General features: G+C 57.2%; 16 protein-coding genes. 6 read left to right on the forward strand and 10 right to left on the reverse strand.

Annotated features, from left to right (window positions below; all coding sequences use genetic code 11):
* Positions 1-216: 216 nt before the first annotated feature.
* Complete coding sequence (locus KDX30_RS06185) at positions 217-1092, reverse strand: LysR family transcriptional regulator (RefSeq protein ID WP_231675279.1); 876 nt, start codon at positions 1090-1092, stop codon at positions 217-219.
* A 134-nt stretch (positions 1093-1226) separates the two neighbouring features.
* Here KDX30_RS06185 and KDX30_RS06190 point away from each other — a divergent pair, with 134 nt between their 5' ends.
* On the forward strand, positions 1227-2096 hold the full coding sequence (locus KDX30_RS06190) for an NmrA/HSCARG family protein (protein ID WP_231675280.1): 870 nt from the start codon (positions 1227-1229) through the stop codon (positions 2094-2096).
* 178 nt (positions 2097-2274) lie between these two features.
* Here KDX30_RS06190 and KDX30_RS06195 read toward each other — a convergent pair whose 3' ends face one another.
* From KDX30_RS06195 to KDX30_RS06215, 5 genes are all read right to left on the reverse strand, one after another.
* Positions 2275-3261 carry a methyltransferase gene (locus KDX30_RS06195; RefSeq protein ID WP_231675281.1) on the reverse strand — a complete coding sequence of 329 codons (987 nt, stop codon included), beginning with the start codon at positions 3259-3261 and terminating at the stop codon, positions 2275-2277.
* A complete protein-coding gene (locus KDX30_RS06200) occupies positions 3261-4619 on the reverse strand; it encodes an iron-containing redox enzyme family protein (RefSeq protein WP_231675282.1) in 1359 nt (452 codons plus the stop codon). The genes KDX30_RS06195 and KDX30_RS06200 overlap by 1 nt, the downstream gene beginning before the upstream one ends.
* Before the next feature lie 275 nt (positions 4620-4894).
* The gene (locus tag KDX30_RS06205; protein WP_164706253.1) at positions 4895-5425 is read right to left on the reverse strand and encodes a glyoxalase superfamily protein; all 531 of its coding nucleotides are present in this window, start codon (positions 5423-5425) and stop codon (positions 4895-4897) included.
* 239 nt (positions 5426-5664) lie between these two features.
* The gene (locus tag KDX30_RS06210; protein ID WP_231670424.1) at positions 5665-6015 is read right to left on the reverse strand and encodes a hypothetical protein; all 351 of its coding nucleotides are present in this window, start codon (positions 6013-6015) and stop codon (positions 5665-5667) included.
* A gap of 113 nt (positions 6016-6128) precedes the next feature.
* The gene (locus KDX30_RS06215; RefSeq protein ID WP_231675283.1) at positions 6129-7850 is read right to left on the reverse strand and encodes a PAS domain-containing hybrid sensor histidine kinase/response regulator; all 1722 of its coding nucleotides are present in this window, start codon (positions 7848-7850) and stop codon (positions 6129-6131) included.
* Positions 7851-8028: 178 nt separating this feature from the next.
* Here KDX30_RS06215 and KDX30_RS06220 point away from each other — a divergent pair, with 178 nt between their 5' ends.
* Both KDX30_RS06220 and KDX30_RS06225 read left to right on the forward strand, forming a co-directional pair.
* The gene (locus tag KDX30_RS06220; RefSeq protein WP_027899666.1) at positions 8029-8496 is read left to right on the forward strand and encodes a DUF1203 domain-containing protein; all 468 of its coding nucleotides are present in this window, start codon (positions 8029-8031) and stop codon (positions 8494-8496) included.
* Between the two features lie 207 nt (positions 8497-8703).
* Positions 8704-9633, forward strand: coding sequence for a DMT family transporter (locus KDX30_RS06225; protein ID WP_231675284.1), 930 nt, complete (start codon positions 8704-8706; stop codon positions 9631-9633).
* On the opposite strand, the gene KDX30_RS06230 is transcribed toward KDX30_RS06225, so the two are convergent.
* Complete coding sequence (locus KDX30_RS06230; protein ID WP_231675285.1) at positions 9604-10560, reverse strand: aromatic alcohol reductase; 957 nt, start codon at positions 10558-10560, stop codon at positions 9604-9606. The two genes, KDX30_RS06225 and KDX30_RS06230, sit on opposite strands and share 30 nt — an antisense overlap.
* A gap of 98 nt (positions 10561-10658) precedes the next feature.
* Between KDX30_RS06230 and KDX30_RS06235 the strand changes: the two genes are divergently transcribed.
* The gene (locus KDX30_RS06235; RefSeq protein WP_122806334.1) at positions 10659-11072 is read left to right on the forward strand and encodes a winged helix-turn-helix transcriptional regulator; all 414 of its coding nucleotides are present in this window, start codon (positions 10659-10661) and stop codon (positions 11070-11072) included.
* A gap of 255 nt (positions 11073-11327) precedes the next feature.
* On the opposite strand, the gene KDX30_RS06240 is transcribed toward KDX30_RS06235, so the two are convergent.
* The gene (locus KDX30_RS06240) at positions 11328-12455 is read right to left on the reverse strand and encodes an alkene reductase (RefSeq protein WP_231675286.1); all 1128 of its coding nucleotides are present in this window, start codon (positions 12453-12455) and stop codon (positions 11328-11330) included.
* A gap of 430 nt (positions 12456-12885) precedes the next feature.
* On the opposite strand from KDX30_RS06240, the gene KDX30_RS06245 reads away from it, so the two are divergent.
* Both KDX30_RS06245 and KDX30_RS06250 read left to right on the forward strand, forming a co-directional pair.
* Entirely contained in the window at positions 12886-13812 is a 927-nt protein-coding gene (locus tag KDX30_RS06245; RefSeq protein ID WP_231675287.1) for a LysR family transcriptional regulator, read from the forward strand.
* A 315-nt stretch (positions 13813-14127) separates the two neighbouring features.
* Positions 14128-14508: a RidA family protein gene (locus tag KDX30_RS06250; RefSeq protein WP_087274197.1), complete on the forward strand. Its 381-nt coding sequence runs from the start codon at positions 14128-14130 to the stop codon at positions 14506-14508.
* Positions 14509-15092: 584 nt separating this feature from the next.
* Here KDX30_RS06250 and yghU read toward each other — a convergent pair.
* Together yghU and galE are read right to left on the reverse strand one after the other, a co-directional pair.
* Positions 15093-15929: a glutathione-dependent disulfide-bond oxidoreductase gene (yghU, locus tag KDX30_RS06255; protein WP_231675288.1), complete on the reverse strand. Its 837-nt coding sequence runs from the start codon at positions 15927-15929 to the stop codon at positions 15093-15095.
* Between the two features lie 150 nt (positions 15930-16079).
* Positions 16080-17105, reverse strand: a complete 1026-nt coding sequence (gene galE / locus KDX30_RS06260; RefSeq protein WP_231675289.1) for a UDP-glucose 4-epimerase GalE — start codon at positions 17103-17105, stop codon at positions 16080-16082.
* Positions 17106-17323 lie beyond the last annotated feature (218 nt).

A 17323-nucleotide genomic window follows, 5' to 3' on the forward strand; every position in this document is an offset into this window, starting at 1 on the left:
GACCCTGTGGGAGCGAATTCATTCGCGAAGGGGCCGGCACAGCCACAGCATTTGCGTCGTCAGGGATACCGTCTTCCCGAATAAATTCGGTCCTACCAGTTTGCGTTGAGCATCAGCCTTGCACAAATCCGGTAGGAGCGAATTCATTCGCGAAGGGGCCTATACCATCACAGCATCTGTGCGATCAGAAATGCATTCCCTTGTGTGAGCGATTTTCTACCCATCAAGCACTAGGGACATGTCCGGATACATAGCACACATGAAGTCGACAAATGCCCGTACTTTGGGAGCCGCAAGCCGCCTGGATGTATGCAAAACCCACAGCGACGGCTCGACACCCGACACAGTCCCCCATTGAACCAACTCACCTCGGGCAAGCTGACTCCAGGCGATGGACTGTGGAATGAGGGCCGCACCGCCCCCGGCGATAGCTGCATCGCGGACCATCAGCAATGAAGAGAAGCTCATTTTCGGGATCGGCTCCAGGACCAACTGCCCGCCATCGAGACTCCAGTGGGTGGGCTGGAACGTTGAAGTCACGATGCCCGGAACGGGTCTGATTGCGCCGGGCATCGGCTTGGGTATTTCAGGCGCCGCCACGACTATCAGCCGGTCTTTGGCGAAGCACCTGCCGACCAGGCTGCTGTCCGGGCCTGGATTGATCCGGATGGCGACGTCGTATTGCTCCTCCACCAGATCGACCATGCGATCTTCCGCAACCACCTCAATCAAGACTTCCGGATAGGCCGCACAGAACTCGGCGCCGATACGGCCCATCGCGAGCTGAGAGAACAAAATCGGTGCCGCGACCCGCAAGCGCCCGCGAGGCGTTGAAACGCCTTCACTTGCAGCCGTCATTGCTTCAGTTACTTCACTCAGCGGGGCTTCAGTTCGAGACATCAGCGCCTTGCCCGCTTCGGTGAGTTTCAGGCCGCGGGCGCTGCGCTCAATCAACCTTACGCCCAGTTGCTCTTCAAGGTCGGCGATTCGGCGCGACAACGTGGCTTTGGAAACACCGCTCGCACGGCTTGCCTTTCCCAGCCCTGAATGGGTGGCGACGAGCATGAAATCGATCAGCGCGTTCAGGTTCATGGTGTTCCATATTTGCAACGAGGTGTCTGGATTTTGGGGTCTTCGTTTTATAAGTGCAACGGATTACTTTCTCGTCAAGGTCGTTGCGGATTTCACTCGCAGATCAACTTCAAATCCTCAGCAGGAGTTTCAATATGAGCATTCTGGTTACTGGTGCCACCGGCACTATTGGTTCACTGATCACCCAAGGCCTTGCTGACGCGGGCGCTGACGTCAAAGCTCTCGTACGCCAACCGGGTAAGCGGACCTTCCCGACGGGCGTCACTGAGGTGGTCGCAGACCTAACCGATGTAGCGTCGATGCGCGAGGCACTGTCGTCGGTGCGTACGCTGTTCCTCCTCAATGCGGTAACGCCTGATGAGGTCACCCAAGCCCTCATTACGCTGAACCTTGCTCGCGAGGTGGGTATTGAGCGCATTGTTTACCTGTCGGTGATCCATGCGGACAAGTTCACCAATGTCCCGCACTTCACCGGCAAGCGTACGGTTGAGCGCATGATCGAGACCCTCGACATGCCCGTGACTATTTTGCGTCCGGCTTATTTCATGCAAAACGATCGCATGGTCCAACAGACCATTCAGGATTACTCGGTTTATCCAATGCCAATCGGTTCGGCAGGTGTTTCCATGATTGATGCGCGCGATATCGCTGATGTCGCCGTTGCGGAATTGCTGCGTCGTGACAGAGCAGCCTCGGCGCTGGATTGTGTAACGCTGGAGTTGATCGGACCGCAGCCGCTCACCGGTTCGTCTGTGGCGAAAGTCTGGAGTACCGCGCTGGGGCGCGAGATCGCCTACGGTGGTGATGACGTTGTGGCTTTCGAAGGGCAGCTCGCTTCATACGGTCCCAATTGGCTGGCGTATGACATGCGCCTGATGATGGCGGGGATTCAGAAGTTTGGCATGCAGGCAAAAGAAGGAACCATTGAGCAGCTTCAGACCATCATTGGGCACCCATTACGCACTTATGAAGACTTCGTGCGCGAGGCTCTTGCTGAGGCTTAAGCAACCCGCGATACAGCCACAGCCTCTGTGTCGTCAGGGATACCGTTTTCCCGAATAAATTCGGTCCTACCAGGTTGCGTTGAGCTTCAGGCTAGCGCAGATCCGGTAGGAGCGAATTCATTCGCGAAGGGTTCGGTACAGCCACAGCATCTGTGTCGTCAAGAACGCCGACAACCGCTCACGCCGTCCGGGTAACCGTTAACACCACTGCGGCGATTCTTTCTGCCTGAGCGTAGTTTTCGGTTTCCAGTTCCTCGCCGAATACATCCGGGTCCATCTCGCGATAGGACCACGCGAAACCTGGGCGATCAATCAACAGCAGGGCGTGTTCAAGGAACAGATCCACTCCGTCGACCCATGGCGTGCCGGTGTACAGCAACAGGCTACCGCCCAGTGCCAGGCGGCCCATCGCTTGCTCGACGATGCGTACGGAAAGCTCTGAACCCAGGCGTCCGCCGCCATGACGATAGGCGCGTTTCTGGCTGTCCTGCATATAAGGCGGGTTGGCGACGATGAGGTCGAATTCGCCGGAAGTACTTTCCAGCAGATCGCTGTGCCAGGCGTGCACGTTTTCAATCTCCGCCAGTGCAGCGTTGACCGCTGTAAACCTCAAGGCTGTCGGATTGATATCCAGTGCCAACACTTGGGCGTTGGGTCTGGATTTTGCGATGAGGATGGCTCCCATGCCGCTGCCACAACCAATATCCGCCGCAGTGCGCACCGGATGCATTGAGGTTCTCAGATGCTCTTCAATGGCCTGGGCGAATCGGTAGGTGTCGGGGCCGAAAAAGACTGCATCGTTTGAAATGGTCGGGAAGCCGGAATGCACGAAAAGCAGGTCCTGCAGGCTCGACCAGCGTACTTCACTGAGTAACAACCCGGCATGGGCGCGGATGATTCCGCTGGCCAGCAGGGCGTTTATTTCCGCCTCTGGCAGCAGGTTTGTATCAAACGGCCGGTTCCAGCCAAAGATATCGCGCAGGTTACGAGCCTTGCAGTTTTGCTCGCGCTCGTTATTGCGCTGATGGGTCAGGGGCGTCACCGTGACGAACTTGTACTCATCGGCCTGTAGTCGACGACCCAACTGAACGAGTGCCAGGTCATGGGTCTGTTCTTCAGTGTTGGGTGCATTAGTAAACGATGACGATGCAGTGGTGTGGTCCATCACGCTAACGATCCTTGAGCAAGTTGGCTGGAATAGGTCCGAGTGGCGATCAGGCCCTCAGGCGTCGAGTGTTGGGAAGGGGACAGCAGACTGATCAATCGCTCAGTCGAGCCGTTAGCTTTAGGTTGCTTTGGCGATACAGAGGCGGGTGTCGCCCGACGCCGGAACCGGGCACGAAACGGGTTGCTGTTGGACGAAGCACTTTCGTCAACCCAATCCCCTGCAATCCAGTCCCTCAACAGCTGCATTTCATAACCGCTGAACACGCCAAACATCACCGCTCCCGGGCCGTCTATCAGTTGCCAGAAACGACTTTGGGTCGGGTCCTGATTGCGTTTGATCCAGCCTTTGTTTTCAAGAGCGGTCAGGAACGCGCGGCTGCGTCCGGGCTCGCCCAGCCATTGGTTGATGGTCAACCCGTCCAGACGGCAATAGTCCGAATGCATGTACTGACCAAAGGAACGCTTGCGCTCCAGCATGGCCACGACTTCGTTCTCCAGATCAAAGCTGGCAATGACCTCTTTAGTTCCGGTGCCCAGCTCGTTCAGGGCATAGCCAGCGCGCAGCCGTTCAATGAATTCATCCCGGGTGTCATCTGTCGGCAACAGGTCGAGAACGGTTTGCACGGCTTTGTGGGCGTGGCCGTTGCTGGCATTGTCGATGGTGACGTGCAGCGTGAAATAGTACGGATCAATGTTCAGCTCGTTGAGCTCGAACGAAGTAATCAACAAGTGCAACGGAAGCTGCTCATAGCCCAGGTTATACCCGAGCAGCTCTGGCAGGTACTCGTCACCCAGTTGCGCGAGTGCGAGCTGAATGGCGCCCTGGACGTACAACACGTCTTCCAGTTGTTCGGTGGGCGCGCAGTCGTGATCAGCCAGAAGCTTGCGGTACAGCACCACATGATTCAGAGCGGGATCGCCGTCTCCCAGCTCTTCTAGGTAGGTACGGATCAGACCGTGATAGCGCCAGTCGTCGGTGTGTTTTACTGCAGCGTACAGCCAGGCCCCATCCACCAGTTTGGTCGGTGCTACCTGTCTTAGAAAATAAAGGGCATGAGCCTTGCTTCCGAAGAATTGCCTACCTGCGCCTGCATGCCGTACGTCGAGATACTCTCTGTACGCACTGGCGACAACACTTGCCTTTCCCTCCATCCACGCGGGCATCTCGCTGAGGTCTTCAGGAAGATCCACGGGACATTGCCGCGCTTCGTGAAGATGGACTTCGAGAAAGTGGCGAAGCGTACGGACATCCACCTGTCGGGGATCGCTCAACAGCTGGTGGTAGAGGGTTCTGGCATCTGCATCTGAATGCATTGCCGGGTTCAGGCGATCATCAAAATTGCGCAGAGAGTTCATAAGGCAGCCTACAAATGTTCTTGGTATGTAGGTCTGAGGCGGGGGCTTCCGGATAAATTCCAAGAATGTGTAAAGGGCTGGACGGGTGGTGCGTTTTTTTGGGGTGAGGGGGAGGACTGTTGATCAGCTATAAATCTGTCATACCCCGTCCTTGGTAGGAGCGAACTTGTTCGCGAGACGTAATGACTGACACGACGCCTCGCCAACAAGTTGGCTCCTACAGAAGGATATTTCAGTAAGAGGGTTTATATGTCTGTTTTAGGGCGCTGCCTGTTTCACCCCTCACAAAACCTCAACCGATTGCCAAACGGGTCGTAAACCTCCAGCACTTTGCCCCAGCCTTGCTCGACGATGTCCGGTCGGCCGTAGCCGTAGCGCTTGGCCTGTAGTTCATCGCGAAGCAGTTCGATATTTTGCATCGGGATGAATACCGTCGAGCCGGGGCTGGCATCGCCGTGGTGTTCGGAGAGGTGCAGTTGCAGGCCGTTGCGGGTTATCCCCAGATACAGCGGCAGATCCGCTTCGAACCGGTGCTCGAATTCAACGCTGAAGCCGAGGAAATCGAGGTAAAACTCGCGTGCCTTGGTTTCGTCGAACGATCGCAGAATAGGAATCGATTTATCGAAGGTGATGCCCGCCGGGGCAACTTCGTGGGTGAGCAGCGCTGACGCAGTGTTCCAGTCTTTATGGCCCAGTTGATGGGCGACCAGTTCAAGGGCGGCGGAGTGGGAAATGTCCTGATTAGACTTTGCGAGGTCGGCGCGCAGCCGCTTGGCCATTTGCTTGGCGTGTTCGATGGATAGCATGAGAGCTCCTGGAGTCGAGGCTTTGTGGTGCTCGCATTGCCAAACCTGGACTATCAAGAGATGCGACAGGATTCGGAAGAAAACATGCTTTCACCTTTCCCATCGGGAGCGAGCGGCAGGCAGCATTGGCCCGCTGCGATCATACACAGGCGACACCGGGGACGGAATGCAGGGAATGAAAAAAGCCGCTGCCAGATGACAGCGGCGCTTGCAGATCAAGCCTTGGTCTAGAAGATCTATTACCAGCGATCACGGCCTCGGCCATGATCGTAATCCCGGCGGGGCCTGTGGTCGTAATAGCCGCCACGGGGCGGGTCGTAGCGGCGGTATTCGACCGCACGCACCGGGACGTAACGCACCGCTTGATACTGGGGTTGATAACGCGGCTGATAACGCGGTTGTGGCCGGTATTCCTGATAGCGCGGGCGGTCATTGTCCCTGCTCGAGTGGCTGATCACAGTAGCCAATACCGCACCCACGGCTGCACCGGCGATAACGGGGACGATCACGTCGCGTTCATTGGCGGTAGCGGCCCCGGCGACGAGCAGGCTACCGGACAGAATCAGGACTTGGGTCATCTTCGAAAACATGGTGTCTCCTTTGGCGAAAATAAGTGGGTTCGCCATGGACGTATGAAACACCCGTTTCATGTAAGCGGAGGTCTGGATTCGGTAAAGGTTTGGTAAATCGCCTGCAAAGAACGTCAGTCGGTAATGACGCTTTTGATGCGACTGGTCAGCTCATCCATGGAGAACGGCTTGGTCAGCAAATGCATGCCGGGTTCCATCTGTTCTTCCCAGCCCAGTGCGTTATGGGCATAGCCGGTGATGAACAGTATTTTCAGGTCAGGGCGCAGGCTGCGTCCCGCGTCTGCTACCTGGCGGCCATTGATACCACCGGGCAGACCGACGTCAGTGACCAGAAGGTCAATGTGCCGGCTGGATTGGAGTACTCGCAGCCCGCTGGCGCCGTCTTCCGCTTCGATGGCGGTATAGCCCAGATCTTCCAGCACCTCGCGGATCAGCATGCGCACGGTGTGTTCGTCATCAATCACCAGTACCGTTTCGCCACGTTCGGCCAGCGGCGGTGGCGTCAGGGCCAATGGCGTGTCAGATGGCGCAATCTCGCTCCGTGACCGTGGCAAGTACAAGGTCATGTTGGTGCCCACATTCATGATCGAATGGATGTGCACGCTACCGCCCGACTGCCGGACGAAACCGTAGATCATCGACAGCCCCAGACCGGTGCCTTCGCCCATGGGTTTGGTGGTGAAGAACGGGTCAAATGCATGGGCAATAACGTCGCTGCTCATGCCACTGCCGGTGTCGCAGACACTCAGGGTCAGATACTCGCCTACAGGCAAATCCCGTTCGGCGGCGGCCCTGGCCTGCAGAGTGCAATTGCCGGTACGGATGGTCAGGGTGCCGCCCTCGGGCATGGCGTCGCGGGCATTGATGCACAGGTTGAGCAGGGCGTTTTCCAGTTGATTTGGATCGACCTGCGTCAGCCACAGATTAGCGTCGTTCTTGACTTGCACATTCACGGCGGGGCCGATCGTGCTGCGAATCAGCTCAAGCATGCTCGCGACCAAGCGATTGACGTCGGTTGCGATAGGTTCCAGGGTTTGGCGGCGCGAGAAGGCGAGTAATCGATGGGTCAGTGCCGCTGCCCGACGCGAGGCGCCTTGTGCCGCGTCGAGGTAGCGGTCTATTTCACCGACGCGATTCTGTGCGATCCGCCGCTTGATCATCTCCAGGCTGCCGGTGATTCCGGTCAGCAGGTTGTTGAAATCATGAGCCAGACCGCCCGTCAGTTGGCCGACGGCTTCCATTTTCTGGCTCTGCCGCAGTTGCTGTTCGAGCAGACGCTGAGCCGTCATCTCGATGCCGACGCCTGTACGCCGAACCGGCTCGCCGGTATTACTGAAATACGTGTGGCCGCGAGAAAGCACCCAGCGGACTGACCCGTCGGGATGAACGATGCGGTATTCGAGTTCGAGGTCGCCGCTGTTGACCAACCCGCCTGCCATGGTCTTGCGCAGCGCGGCCAGGTCATCGGGGTGAACGTTGGCGAGAAAATCCTTGCGCTTGATGCCACTGGCGGCCTGCACCGGGTCAATGCCATACAACTCGCTGATGCCAGCGTCGCAGTAGAAACAGTCGCTGGACACTTCATAGGTCCAGACTCCAACCCCGCTGACCGCCGAAAGGGCAAGGCGGGCGAAATCCATGGAGTCATACAGCGCCGTCTCACCGGTCTCCTCGGCCGTCACATCTCGCGCTCCGGCCTCGGGAACTTGCATGAGCCGCAGAGTCGCCTGGCGCGCGTCTTCAACACTTGCGTAATGCCCGTCGCGCACCTGGGCTTCAAGCAGTGCGGAGAGTGCTAGGTCGAGGGCCAAGTCCTGAGGTGCCCGGTAGGACATGCGCAGTTCTCTGTACGGAGGAAAGTGAGCGAATCGGCGATTATCACACAAGCGAGGCAAAAAGCCGTGAATGGTGAGATGTCACTTTGATTGCAGTTCGGGTTGGACAGCAAGAAGCAGGGTGTGATCAGGTTGGATAGCGGGTTTGCTACACGCTCCAATCCAGCAGGAGCTCAGCATGACTTTTCGGATCACAGGCCTCTCCCCTGAGCCTTTCCAGACACTTTTTGGTTTATCCGACGACGCCTTGAAAGCGCTCGGCGTAAAGCGTTACCACGTCGATAAAAAACCAGGCTTCCCTGACCGCATCGAATTGCTGGACGCGGAAATTGGCGAGACGGTGCTTTTACTGAATCACGTCTGCCAGCCGGCCATGACCCCTTATCGTGCGACTCATGCGATTTTCATCCGCGAAGGGGCTAGCCAGACTTACGACGCGATCGATCAGGTTCCTGAGTCAATGCGCATCCGCCTGCTGTCGCTGAGGGGCTATGACGCGGAAGGGATGATGATCGAAGCTGACGTCGTGGAGGGCGTGGCGATAGAGCCGGTGATCGAGCAGATATTTGCCAATCCAGAGGTCAGTTACATCCATGTTCATAACGCGCGCAGAGGGTGTTATGCGGGGCGGGTTGATCGGGGGTAGGTGCGGCTACGACGGGTTACGCAATATCTGTTGGAGCGAGGCTTGCCCGCGAACAAGGATGGCTCGGTGTATCTGATCCACCTTAATAACTGCTTCGCGGGCAAGCCTCGCTCCAACAACATCCCGGCACACAGTCTCAGATGTTCAACATTTTGTTTCGGCCAAACGCCATAATGCCGCGGTTGATAACGTCTGAGATCGAGCTCTGTGAATATTCGTAAACCCATCGACGGTCAGGCTGCGGTCATGATGACCGTGCTGTGTACCGTATGGGGTCTGCAGCAAGTCGCGATCAAGGCCGCTGCACCGGACATTGCGCCGATTTTCCAGATCGCCCTGCGCTCAGGCTTTGCGGCATTGATGGTCGGCGTGTTGCTGATGCTGCGCTGGCACCAGATGAAACGCAGCGGCACCTGGCAAGCCGGGATCATGGTCGGTGTGCTGTTTGCGCTGGAGTACCTCGCGGTGGGCGAAGGGCTGCGCTATACCTCGGCCGCGCACATGGTGATCTTCCTTTACACTGCACCGATATTTGTCGCCATCGGTCTGCATTTTCGGTTCCGCAGTGAACGGCTGACGTTGCTCCAATGGATCGGGATCCTCATCGCTTTCTCAGGTGTCGTGCTGGCGTTCTATGCCCCCGCAGCCCCCGGCGTATCAGTGCTGCATCAGCGGATTGGTGACGGGTTGGGTTTGCTGGCGGCTATTCTGTGGGCCGGTACGACCCTCACCATTCGCGGCTCCAGACTGTCCGACGCGCCCGCACCGCTGACACTGTTCTATCAGTTGGCCGGGGCCTTTGTGATCCTTGCGTTGATGGCTCTGGCCACCGGTCAAACGGGCATCAACCTGACCACCGTTGCGGTCAGCAGCTTGGCTTACCAGACCATCGGCGTCTCGTTCCTGAGTTTCCTCGTCTGGTTCTGGCTGCTGGGCCGCTATCTCGGTTCGCGCCTGGGCGTGCTGTCATTCATGACGCCCTTGTTCGGCGTGGTGTTTGGTGTGTGGCTGCTGGATGAAACGCTGGAATCCTCCTTTGTGATCGGCTCGGCACTGGTGCTCGCCGGCATTCTGCTGGTGAGCGGGCACGATCTGTTAAGGCAGGTGTTACACAAGCGCGCCCTTGGCAGGCAGTAGGTTCTGCTCGATCCAGTCAGCGGCTGTGGTCATTTCAATACCGTGGGTGGCGTTGAATGTGCGGTTTTTATCCCAGGCGACGCCTTTACCTTGGGCAAACACCGCCCGGTATTTGCACAGTGAATCCTCCGGCGCTGCGGCAAGAGCGGCGTTCAACTGCGTGACTGTCCATTCCACGCGAGACAGCGTGCGACCAAGCTTTTCGTCGAGGATGTCCGCCAGTTGTCTATAGCTCAGCGTGTCCCCCGCGACGAACACCACCTGGTTGATCAGGCGGGGTTCGGCAAAGATTATCTGCGCCGTCAGCTTGCCGATGTCCTCTGGCGTGGTGACGGTGACCTGCGTGTCCCAGGTGCCCAAGGCGTGAACCGTATTTTTAGCCAGCTCGACCACCCCAAACGCGGGCTCGAAAAGGAAGCTGGTAAACATGCCGGTGGAAATGATCAACCATTCGGTTGTGCGCTGGGCCCGTAAAAGCTCGCGGACTTCGAGCTGCTCATCAAACAGGTCCTGCGGGCTGCCTTTACCGATTACGTCATAGTCCACGCCGAACTGCCACGGCACATAGCGCTTCACGCCTGCCTTGAGTGCCGCCTGAGTGAGCTTGAGTTGGGTGCCCGCGCCAGCAACGAAGCCAACGCAGCTGATAACTGTACCGAATTGCCGAAAATGTTCGGCGAGTGCCTCGATGGAATCGTTGATCACATCGGCCTGCAAGATATGGATGCCCAGCGTAAGGAGTTCTTCAAGGGCACGTTTTTTCGAACTGTTTTGAGTGGCGACAGCGGATGGGCGCAGCAGCACGGTGACGCGCGCTTTTGCGCTGTCAGCAGTCATTGCAGCCAGCTCGCGCAGGACTTGAGTGCCCAGCTCTCCGGCTCCCAATACGAGAATATTGTCGGTTTTCACAGGTGTGGTCGGTTGCATGAATGTCCTCCGGATAGCCGCTCAATGGCGAGCGGTTGTTATCCTGTCACCATTGAGACGCGGCCATAAGTAGGCACACGAGTGATCCTGGGGGGCAAATGGACAACGAAGAAATCATCAGGCAATCGCAAGCGGCCTGCGAAGCGCTGAGTGCGCAAGACGATGGTTTGAAGCGAGAAGTGCTGACCCATGCGGGTAATCGCTGGTCACTGGGCATCGTTCACACGCTGGGTGTGGAAGGGCGGCTGAGGCATGCGGAAATCGCCAGGCGCATGAGCGGCGTGACGCAGCGGATGTTGACCCGCAGCCTGCGTCAGCTTGAAAGAGATGGTCTGGTTTTGCGTCGGGATTACAACGAAGTTCCGCCACGCGTCGACTACGAACTGTCGGAGCTTGGTCGCGGACTGCTGGTGCAGATGATTCCGCTCTGGATGTGGGTGGCGGGCAATGCAGAGGGTTTTCGCGAGGCTCGTGAGCGGTACGATGCGGCGGGGCTGGCGAAGGTGGAGTGAGCTTTTGCTACGCGATGACCCCGTAGGACCGGCTTCAGCCGGGAGGGCGGTATTTCTGCCGATGAAAATTCAGCGAATATCCTGACGTGCTCCCGGCTAAAGCCGGTCCTAAGAGCGAAGCGGTAGGCTTGCCAAAACAGGAAGACCGCTTCGTGAACAAGTTCACTCCTACAGGAAATGAATTCCAATTTACAGGACTGCACTCTTTGACAGGAGCCAACAAGTTGGCTCCCCAGAGGTCCTTCGTTTGCTACGTCAGGCCGGTTCGTACGGTGAGTAATCCACATAGCCTTTGGCATCGCCACCGTAGTAGGTGTCGCGATCCGGAGTGGTCAGCGGCCAGCCGTTTTTCAGGCGGGCGACGAGGTCCGGGTTGGCGATGAAGGGTTGGCCGAAGGCGGCAAGGTCAATTAAGCCGGCATCCACCAGATCCTGAGCGCGCTCCAGCGTCATGTCTCCCGCGAGAATCAGTGCGGTGTTGCCCAGTTTGGCTTTGCATTCCTTGAGCAATTCGCGCAGCGCTTCTTCCTGTGCAGCGGAGCTTTCACCGGCCATGAAGAAGTGGGTCTGGTCCATGACGTGGACGTAGGCAATGCCGCGCTCATTCATGCCAGCGCAGAGCGCCGCGTAGGTTTCATCGATTTCAGGATAGATCGGCATATCGAACAACTGGCCGTACGGCGAGATACGAATGCCGACCTTGCCTTTACCGATTCTGGCGCTGACGGCATCAACCACTTCGAACACGAAACGCAAACGGTCTTCGAGATTTTTCGCGCCATAGCGATCAGTGCGATCGTTGACCAGCGGGTTCAGGAACTGCTCAAGCAGATAGCCATTCGCACCGTGAATTTCCACGCCGTCAAAACCTGCATCGATAGCGTTTGCAGCCGCTTGAGCGAAGTCTCCAACGACTCGGCCAACTTCTTCAGTGGTCAGCGCTCGCGGGATGGACGTGTCAACGAAGCCCGGCTCGCCGTCCTCGGTATAACCGAATGCCTTGCCACCTTGGGCTGGCTTGGTCGTGGAACTGACCGGGGCTTTGCTATCGACCTGAATAGAGGTGTGAGAAACCCGGCCGACATGCCAGAGCTGGGCGAACATCTTGCCGCCTACGCTGTGGACGGAGTCCGTTACCAGTTTCCAGCCCTTTATTTGCTCATCGCTGAAGATGCCGGGGTTGAACAGATAACCCTGGCCCTCACGAGAAATCGGCGTGCCTTCTGAAACAATAAGGCCCGCAGTGCCGCGTTGGGTGTAATGCAGCGCAATCTGTTCGGTAGCGATGTCTTCAGGGGCGCGGGAGCGAGTCATCGGTGCCATGACGATGCGGTTATTCAGCGTCAGGCCGCTGAGGTCATAGGAGGCAAAAAGGTCAGTCATGAATCGAAGTCTCCATGGACAGAATCTGGTGCCAGCGAGAGGCCCGGAGCTACAGGGCGTTCTCGGCAGATGAAAGTGACCCCCATGGTAGGTTGTTGCTAAAGCAGCCACAATTGAGCTTAAAAGCAAAAGACTATTGCTGTATTAGCAATTGGTGGTTTTACTGGATGGATGTGCCGCGAAACGATTTGCTGGACTCGCATTGGTCTGTAGGAGCTGCCTCGGTGTCCCTTAAACCATTCTGTCGCGAGGCAAACACGGGACCTATAGGAGCGCGCTTGCCCGCGATAGCATCAGCGCAGTCGATATATTTATCGGCTGAGAAACCGAATCGCGGGCAATATGGATCGCTACCCCAGTCATTCCCGAAGAAAAGTATTCAAAATCAGATAGTTGTAGTTTTTTTATAGGCACCACCTGAGTTTTCCCCATGCACCTAAAAGCCCACAGATTCTTCGCCATGGTCGCCGTCACCGGTAGTTTTTCCGCGACGGCGCGGCACTTTCAGGTGCCTGCTTCTTCGGTATCCCGCTTCATTGCGGCATTGGAGCGGGACGTGGGGCAGCAACTGCTCTATCGCAATACCCGCGCAGTGAAACTCACCGACGCAGGTGAGCGTTACTACGTGCAGATCCGTGAAGTTCTGGAGTTGCTGGACGCGGCTGACGAGGAGGTCAACGGCAAGGTCGGTGACATTCGCGGCCTGGTGCGGATCAATGCGCCGGTCGCCTTTGGTCATTTGCACATCGTAAAACTACTGAATGGCCTTTATGAAAAGTACCCCGAGCTGACTGTCGAGTTGAACGTCACTGATGCGTTCATCGATCCCGTTCTGGAGGGCACCGACATCATCTTCCGGGTCGGGCAACTGCCTGACTCGGGCTTGATAGGCCGTAAAATCTGCGATCAGCGCTATTTGTTGTGTGCGAGCAGCGAATACCTGGAAAAGCACGGGCAACCGACCTCGCCGCAGGATCTTCGCAACCATGCCTGCCTCGTTTACAAAGGCGTGAGCGGCATACAGCGCTGGCATTTTCGCCATCCCGGGCATGATGCCGAAGAGGTCATTGACGTCGACGGGCCGTTACGAAGCAATAACGGCCAAGTGTTGATGGAGGCTGCGCTGGCGGGCAGGGGGATCGTGTTGTTTCCTTCATGGCTGTTCAATCAGGCGCACTTGCGAAGCAAGGAGCTGATCCAGCTATTGCCCGAGTGGGAGGGGGCTGTCGAGCCTTCGTCGAGCCAGATCCATCTGCTGTCGCCTGAGAATCGCCTTCGCTCGCAGAAAGTGCGGGTTGTATGGGATTATTTTTTGAATGCGATCGGTACACCACCTTATTGGGACAGAGTGGAGTAACCGGTGGTGCCATCATGTAGGAGAAAACAGCGCCACTAATGGCGAAAGGCTTACATCGCGTGCTGCTGATCGTCCATTTACCCCTGTGTCTTATAAGCGCAATCTAAACCCATCAACCGAAACGCAGGAAGCGCTTCGGAGGTAAAGGATGACCACCATGGCCCGGATGGCTACTGACAGGATGTTGGAATGGTATTGATGAAAAGTAACCCGCTTCGGCGGGTTTTTTCATGCCTGCGTTTTATGCCTGTCGGGCTGTAAACTGTTCACGCAATTGAGTAAGTGACCTTTTTACTTTCCAGACACGAGACCTTCATGGCAAACCAAGACATCACTTTCGTCCCGGACCCTGATTCGGACTCCATTTCTTCCGACGTCGCCGGTTTTGGCGGCTTGCTGGTATCCACGCAGATTCCGACCCATGCCGACGGCAGCCTGGAGCTGGGCGATATCACGCTGCAAAGCGAATGTACGTTGCAAGCGCTGAAAGTAGCGCTGGAAAAGGCTGGCAGCTCCATGGATCGGGTATTGCACCTGACCATTTACCTCACCGACATGGCCGACCGCGCCGCATTCAACGAAGTGTACAAACGCTTTTTTGCCAAGCCCTGGCCCGTGCGCGCCGCCGTTGGCGTGGCTGCGTTGGCAGTTGAAGGCATGCGTGTGGAAGTGACGGCAATGGCGGCGAAGGGGTGAAGTAAGGCGCAGCGATTCGAGTCGCCTGAACTACCTCCGTCCTGAATGAATTCGGCCCTGCAGGCTCATCGTGAACCCGAGACCGTGCGCAAACCCGTGGTAGCGAATTCATTCGCGAAGAGGCCGGTACATTCGATGTATCTGTGTCATCAGGAATGCCGCCTTCCCGAATGAATTCGGTCCCACAGGCTCGTCGTGAACCCGAGACCGCGCGAAAACCCGTGGGAGCGAATTCATTCGCGAAGAGGCCGGTACATTCGATGTATCTGTGTCATCAGGAATGCCGCCTTCCCGAATGAATTCGGTCCCGCAGGCTCATCGTGACCCCGAGACCGTGCGCAAACCCGTGGGAGCGAATTCATTCGCGAAGAGGCCGGTACATTCGATGTATCTGTGTCATCAGGAATGCCGCCTTCCCGAATGAATTCGGTCCCGCAGGCTCATCGTGACCCCGAGACCGTGCGCAAACCCGTGGGAGCGAATTCATTCGCGAAGAGGCCGGTACATTCGATGTATCTGTGTCATCAGGAATGCCGCCTTCCCGAATGAATTCGGTCCCACAGGATTTAATTGTTACCTCTCCCTCAATCCAGATCCGCAGCGTCATGCCGCTCCGGTACTTGGGTCGCTTCATCGCCCCAGGTGCGGTTGACTCGGGTGCCCCGAACAACCGCAGGACGTTTGGCGATTTCATGCGCCCAGCGCTGCACGTGGGTGTATTCGTGCACTGCCAGAAATTCAGCCGCCGAGTACAGACCGCCCAGGATCACCTGGCCGTACCACGACCAGACTGCGATATCGGCAATGGTGTACTCATCGCCCGCCAGATACGTACTTTCACTCAGGCGGCGATCCAGCACATCCAGTTGGCGCTTGGCCTCCATGGTGAAGCGGTTGATCGGGTATTCCATTTTCTCCGGCGCGTAGACGTAAAAATGTCCGAAACCACCGCCAAGGTACGGCGCTGCACCCATTTGCCAGAACAGCCAGTTCAGGGTTTCAGTGCGGCCTGCTGGATCGTTCGGCAGAAAGCGCCCGAACTTTTCGGCGAGATACAGCAGGATCGAACCCGACTCGAACACGCGAATGGGCGGCTCGGCGCTGTAGTCCACCAATGCTGGAATCTTCGAATTGGGGTTGATATCGACGAAGCCGCTGGAGAACTGATCACCTTCATTGATGCGGATCAGCCAGGCATCGTATTCCGCTTCGGTATGCCCCAGCGCGAGCAGCTCTTCGAGCAAGATAGTCACTTTGATGCCATTGGGCGTCGCCAGTGAATAGAGCTGCAAAGGGTGCTTGCCCTTGGGCAGTGTCTTGTCGTGGGTCGGCCCGGCGACGGGCCGGTTGATGCTTGCGAACTGGCCACCCACTGCTTCGTTTTTCCATACCTTGGGCGGAACGTAAGGTGCGTTGCTCATGTGCGAATCTCCCGATCTATTCGATTCGAAAACGAGGCGCAGGCAGCCGCCACGTCAGTTCAGGTGGACTACCCTGCCAGCGCCGTGACGCGGAATCAATGCTGCCTGCACATTTGAATTCGAACAAACCCCATGACTCACGACGAAAGCCTAGCCCACCAGCGTGTCAATTCGCTCCGGCTGAATGCTGCACTGCCAGCGCCAGGCATCGGCCAGCATGCAGTCCAGTGAGCGACCGGCTCGCCAGTCCAGCTCATCAGCGGCTTTGCCCGGATCCGCCCAGCAACGCGCGATATCACCAGCACGGCGAGGTTCGTAAGTCAGCGGCACGGCGACACCGCTGACACGTTCGAACGCCTTGACGACTTCCAGCACGGAATAACCCTGACCCGTGCCGAAATTCCAGATCCGCACGCCATGCAGCTGTCGTAACGCCTGCAATGCCTTCAGATGCCCCTCGGCAAGGTCCATCACATGCACATAATCGCGGACGCCGGTGCCATCCGGCGTTGCGTAATCATTGCCATAGACGCCCAGTGCTGCGCGTTCACCGCTGGCGACTTGAAGAAGATAAGGCAACAGATTATTCGGTGTGTTGGTCGGTGCTTCCCCAAGTTCCCCCGAACCATGGGCACCGATCGGATTGAAATAACGCAGCAGCCCAACCGACCAGCGAGGATCGGATGCGGCCATGCTGTTCATGACGTTTTCCGCCATCAGTTTCGATTGGCCGTATGGGTTCGAGGGCTGACCTGTGGCGCAGCTTTCATCAATAGGCATCATTGCACAGTCGCCATAGACCGTTGCGGATGAGCTGAATACCAGCGTAAACACTTCGGCGTCTGCCATGGCCTGACACAGCGTCACGCTGCCGCCCACGTTATTGTCGTAATACCGGAGTGGTTCTCGCACGCTTTCAGCGACCGCTTTCAAACCGGCGCAATGGATCACGGCATCGATGGCGTATTCGTTGAACAGCAGATCTAGCTGGCCTTTATTTCGAACGTCTCCAAAGATGAAGACAGGTCTTCGTCCCGATACTTTGGCAATCCGCTCCACGACCGAGCGTGAGCTATTGCAGAGGTTATCGAGAATCACGACGTCTTCGCCGTGCTCCATCAGTTCCAGCACTACGTGAGCACCGATATAGCCCGCACCGCCAGTCACCAGGATCATAGTTCGCCTCATTTATTCACTGTGTGAACGGCGACTACTTACCTGCCGAGCCTGTATTTCGGCTCACTGTCACAGGCGTGACGATGAGGTGTATGAAGTTATGGGCTCCAGGTGCCGCGGGAGTTCAAAGGCGTTTACTCACCGGTACCTGCTGTTCATCGGCTTTACGTGGGGGCGTGTTGAACGCTGCGGGAACGGCAGGCCTCCAAGTTATGAAG

Source organism: Pseudomonas quasicaspiana, from assembly GCF_021147825.1.
Classification (GTDB): domain Bacteria; phylum Pseudomonadota; class Gammaproteobacteria; order Pseudomonadales; family Pseudomonadaceae; genus Aquipseudomonas; species Aquipseudomonas quasicaspiana.

Excerpts from the sequence above, each read along its gene's own strand:
- yghU (WP_231675288.1), bottom strand. The coding sequence starts at position 15,929 with ATGAGCAACGCACCTTACGTTCCGCCCAAGGTATGGAAAAACGAAGCA.
- KDX30_RS06230 (WP_231675285.1), bottom strand. The coding sequence starts at position 10,560 with ATGCAACCGACCACACCTGTGAAAACCGACAATATTCTCGTATTGGGA.
- KDX30_RS06245 (WP_231675287.1), top strand. The coding sequence starts at position 12,886 with ATGCACCTAAAAGCCCACAGATTCTTCGCCATGGTCGCCGTCACCGGT.
- KDX30_RS06240 (WP_231675286.1), bottom strand. The coding sequence starts at position 12,455 with ATGACTGACCTTTTTGCCTCCTATGACCTCAGCGGCCTGACGCTGAAT.
- KDX30_RS06200 (WP_231675282.1), bottom strand. The coding sequence starts at position 4,619 with ATGAACTCTCTGCGCAATTTTGATGATCGCCTGAACCCGGCAATGCAT.
- KDX30_RS06205 (WP_164706253.1), bottom strand. The coding sequence starts at position 5,425 with ATGCTATCCATCGAACACGCCAAGCAAATGGCCAAGCGGCTGCGCGCC.
- KDX30_RS06210 (WP_231670424.1), bottom strand. The coding sequence starts at position 6,015 with ATGTTTTCGAAGATGACCCAAGTCCTGATTCTGTCCGGTAGCCTGCTC.
- KDX30_RS06185 (WP_231675279.1), bottom strand. The coding sequence starts at position 1,092 with ATGAACCTGAACGCGCTGATCGATTTCATGCTCGTCGCCACCCATTCA.
- KDX30_RS06220 (WP_027899666.1), top strand. The coding sequence starts at position 8,029 with ATGACTTTTCGGATCACAGGCCTCTCCCCTGAGCCTTTCCAGACACTT.
- KDX30_RS06250 (WP_087274197.1), top strand. The coding sequence starts at position 14,128 with ATGGCAAACCAAGACATCACTTTCGTCCCGGACCCTGATTCGGACTCC.
- galE (WP_231675289.1), bottom strand. The coding sequence starts at position 17,105 with ATGATCCTGGTGACTGGCGGTGCGGGCTATATCGGTGCTCACGTAGTG.
- KDX30_RS06215 (WP_231675283.1), bottom strand. The coding sequence starts at position 7,850 with ATGTCCTACCGGGCACCTCAGGACTTGGCCCTCGACCTAGCACTCTCC.
- KDX30_RS06190 (WP_231675280.1), top strand. The coding sequence starts at position 1,227 with ATGAGCATTCTGGTTACTGGTGCCACCGGCACTATTGGTTCACTGATC.
- KDX30_RS06235 (WP_122806334.1), top strand. The coding sequence starts at position 10,659 with ATGGACAACGAAGAAATCATCAGGCAATCGCAAGCGGCCTGCGAAGCG.
- KDX30_RS06195 (WP_231675281.1), bottom strand. The coding sequence starts at position 3,261 with ATGGACCACACCACTGCATCGTCATCGTTTACTAATGCACCCAACACT.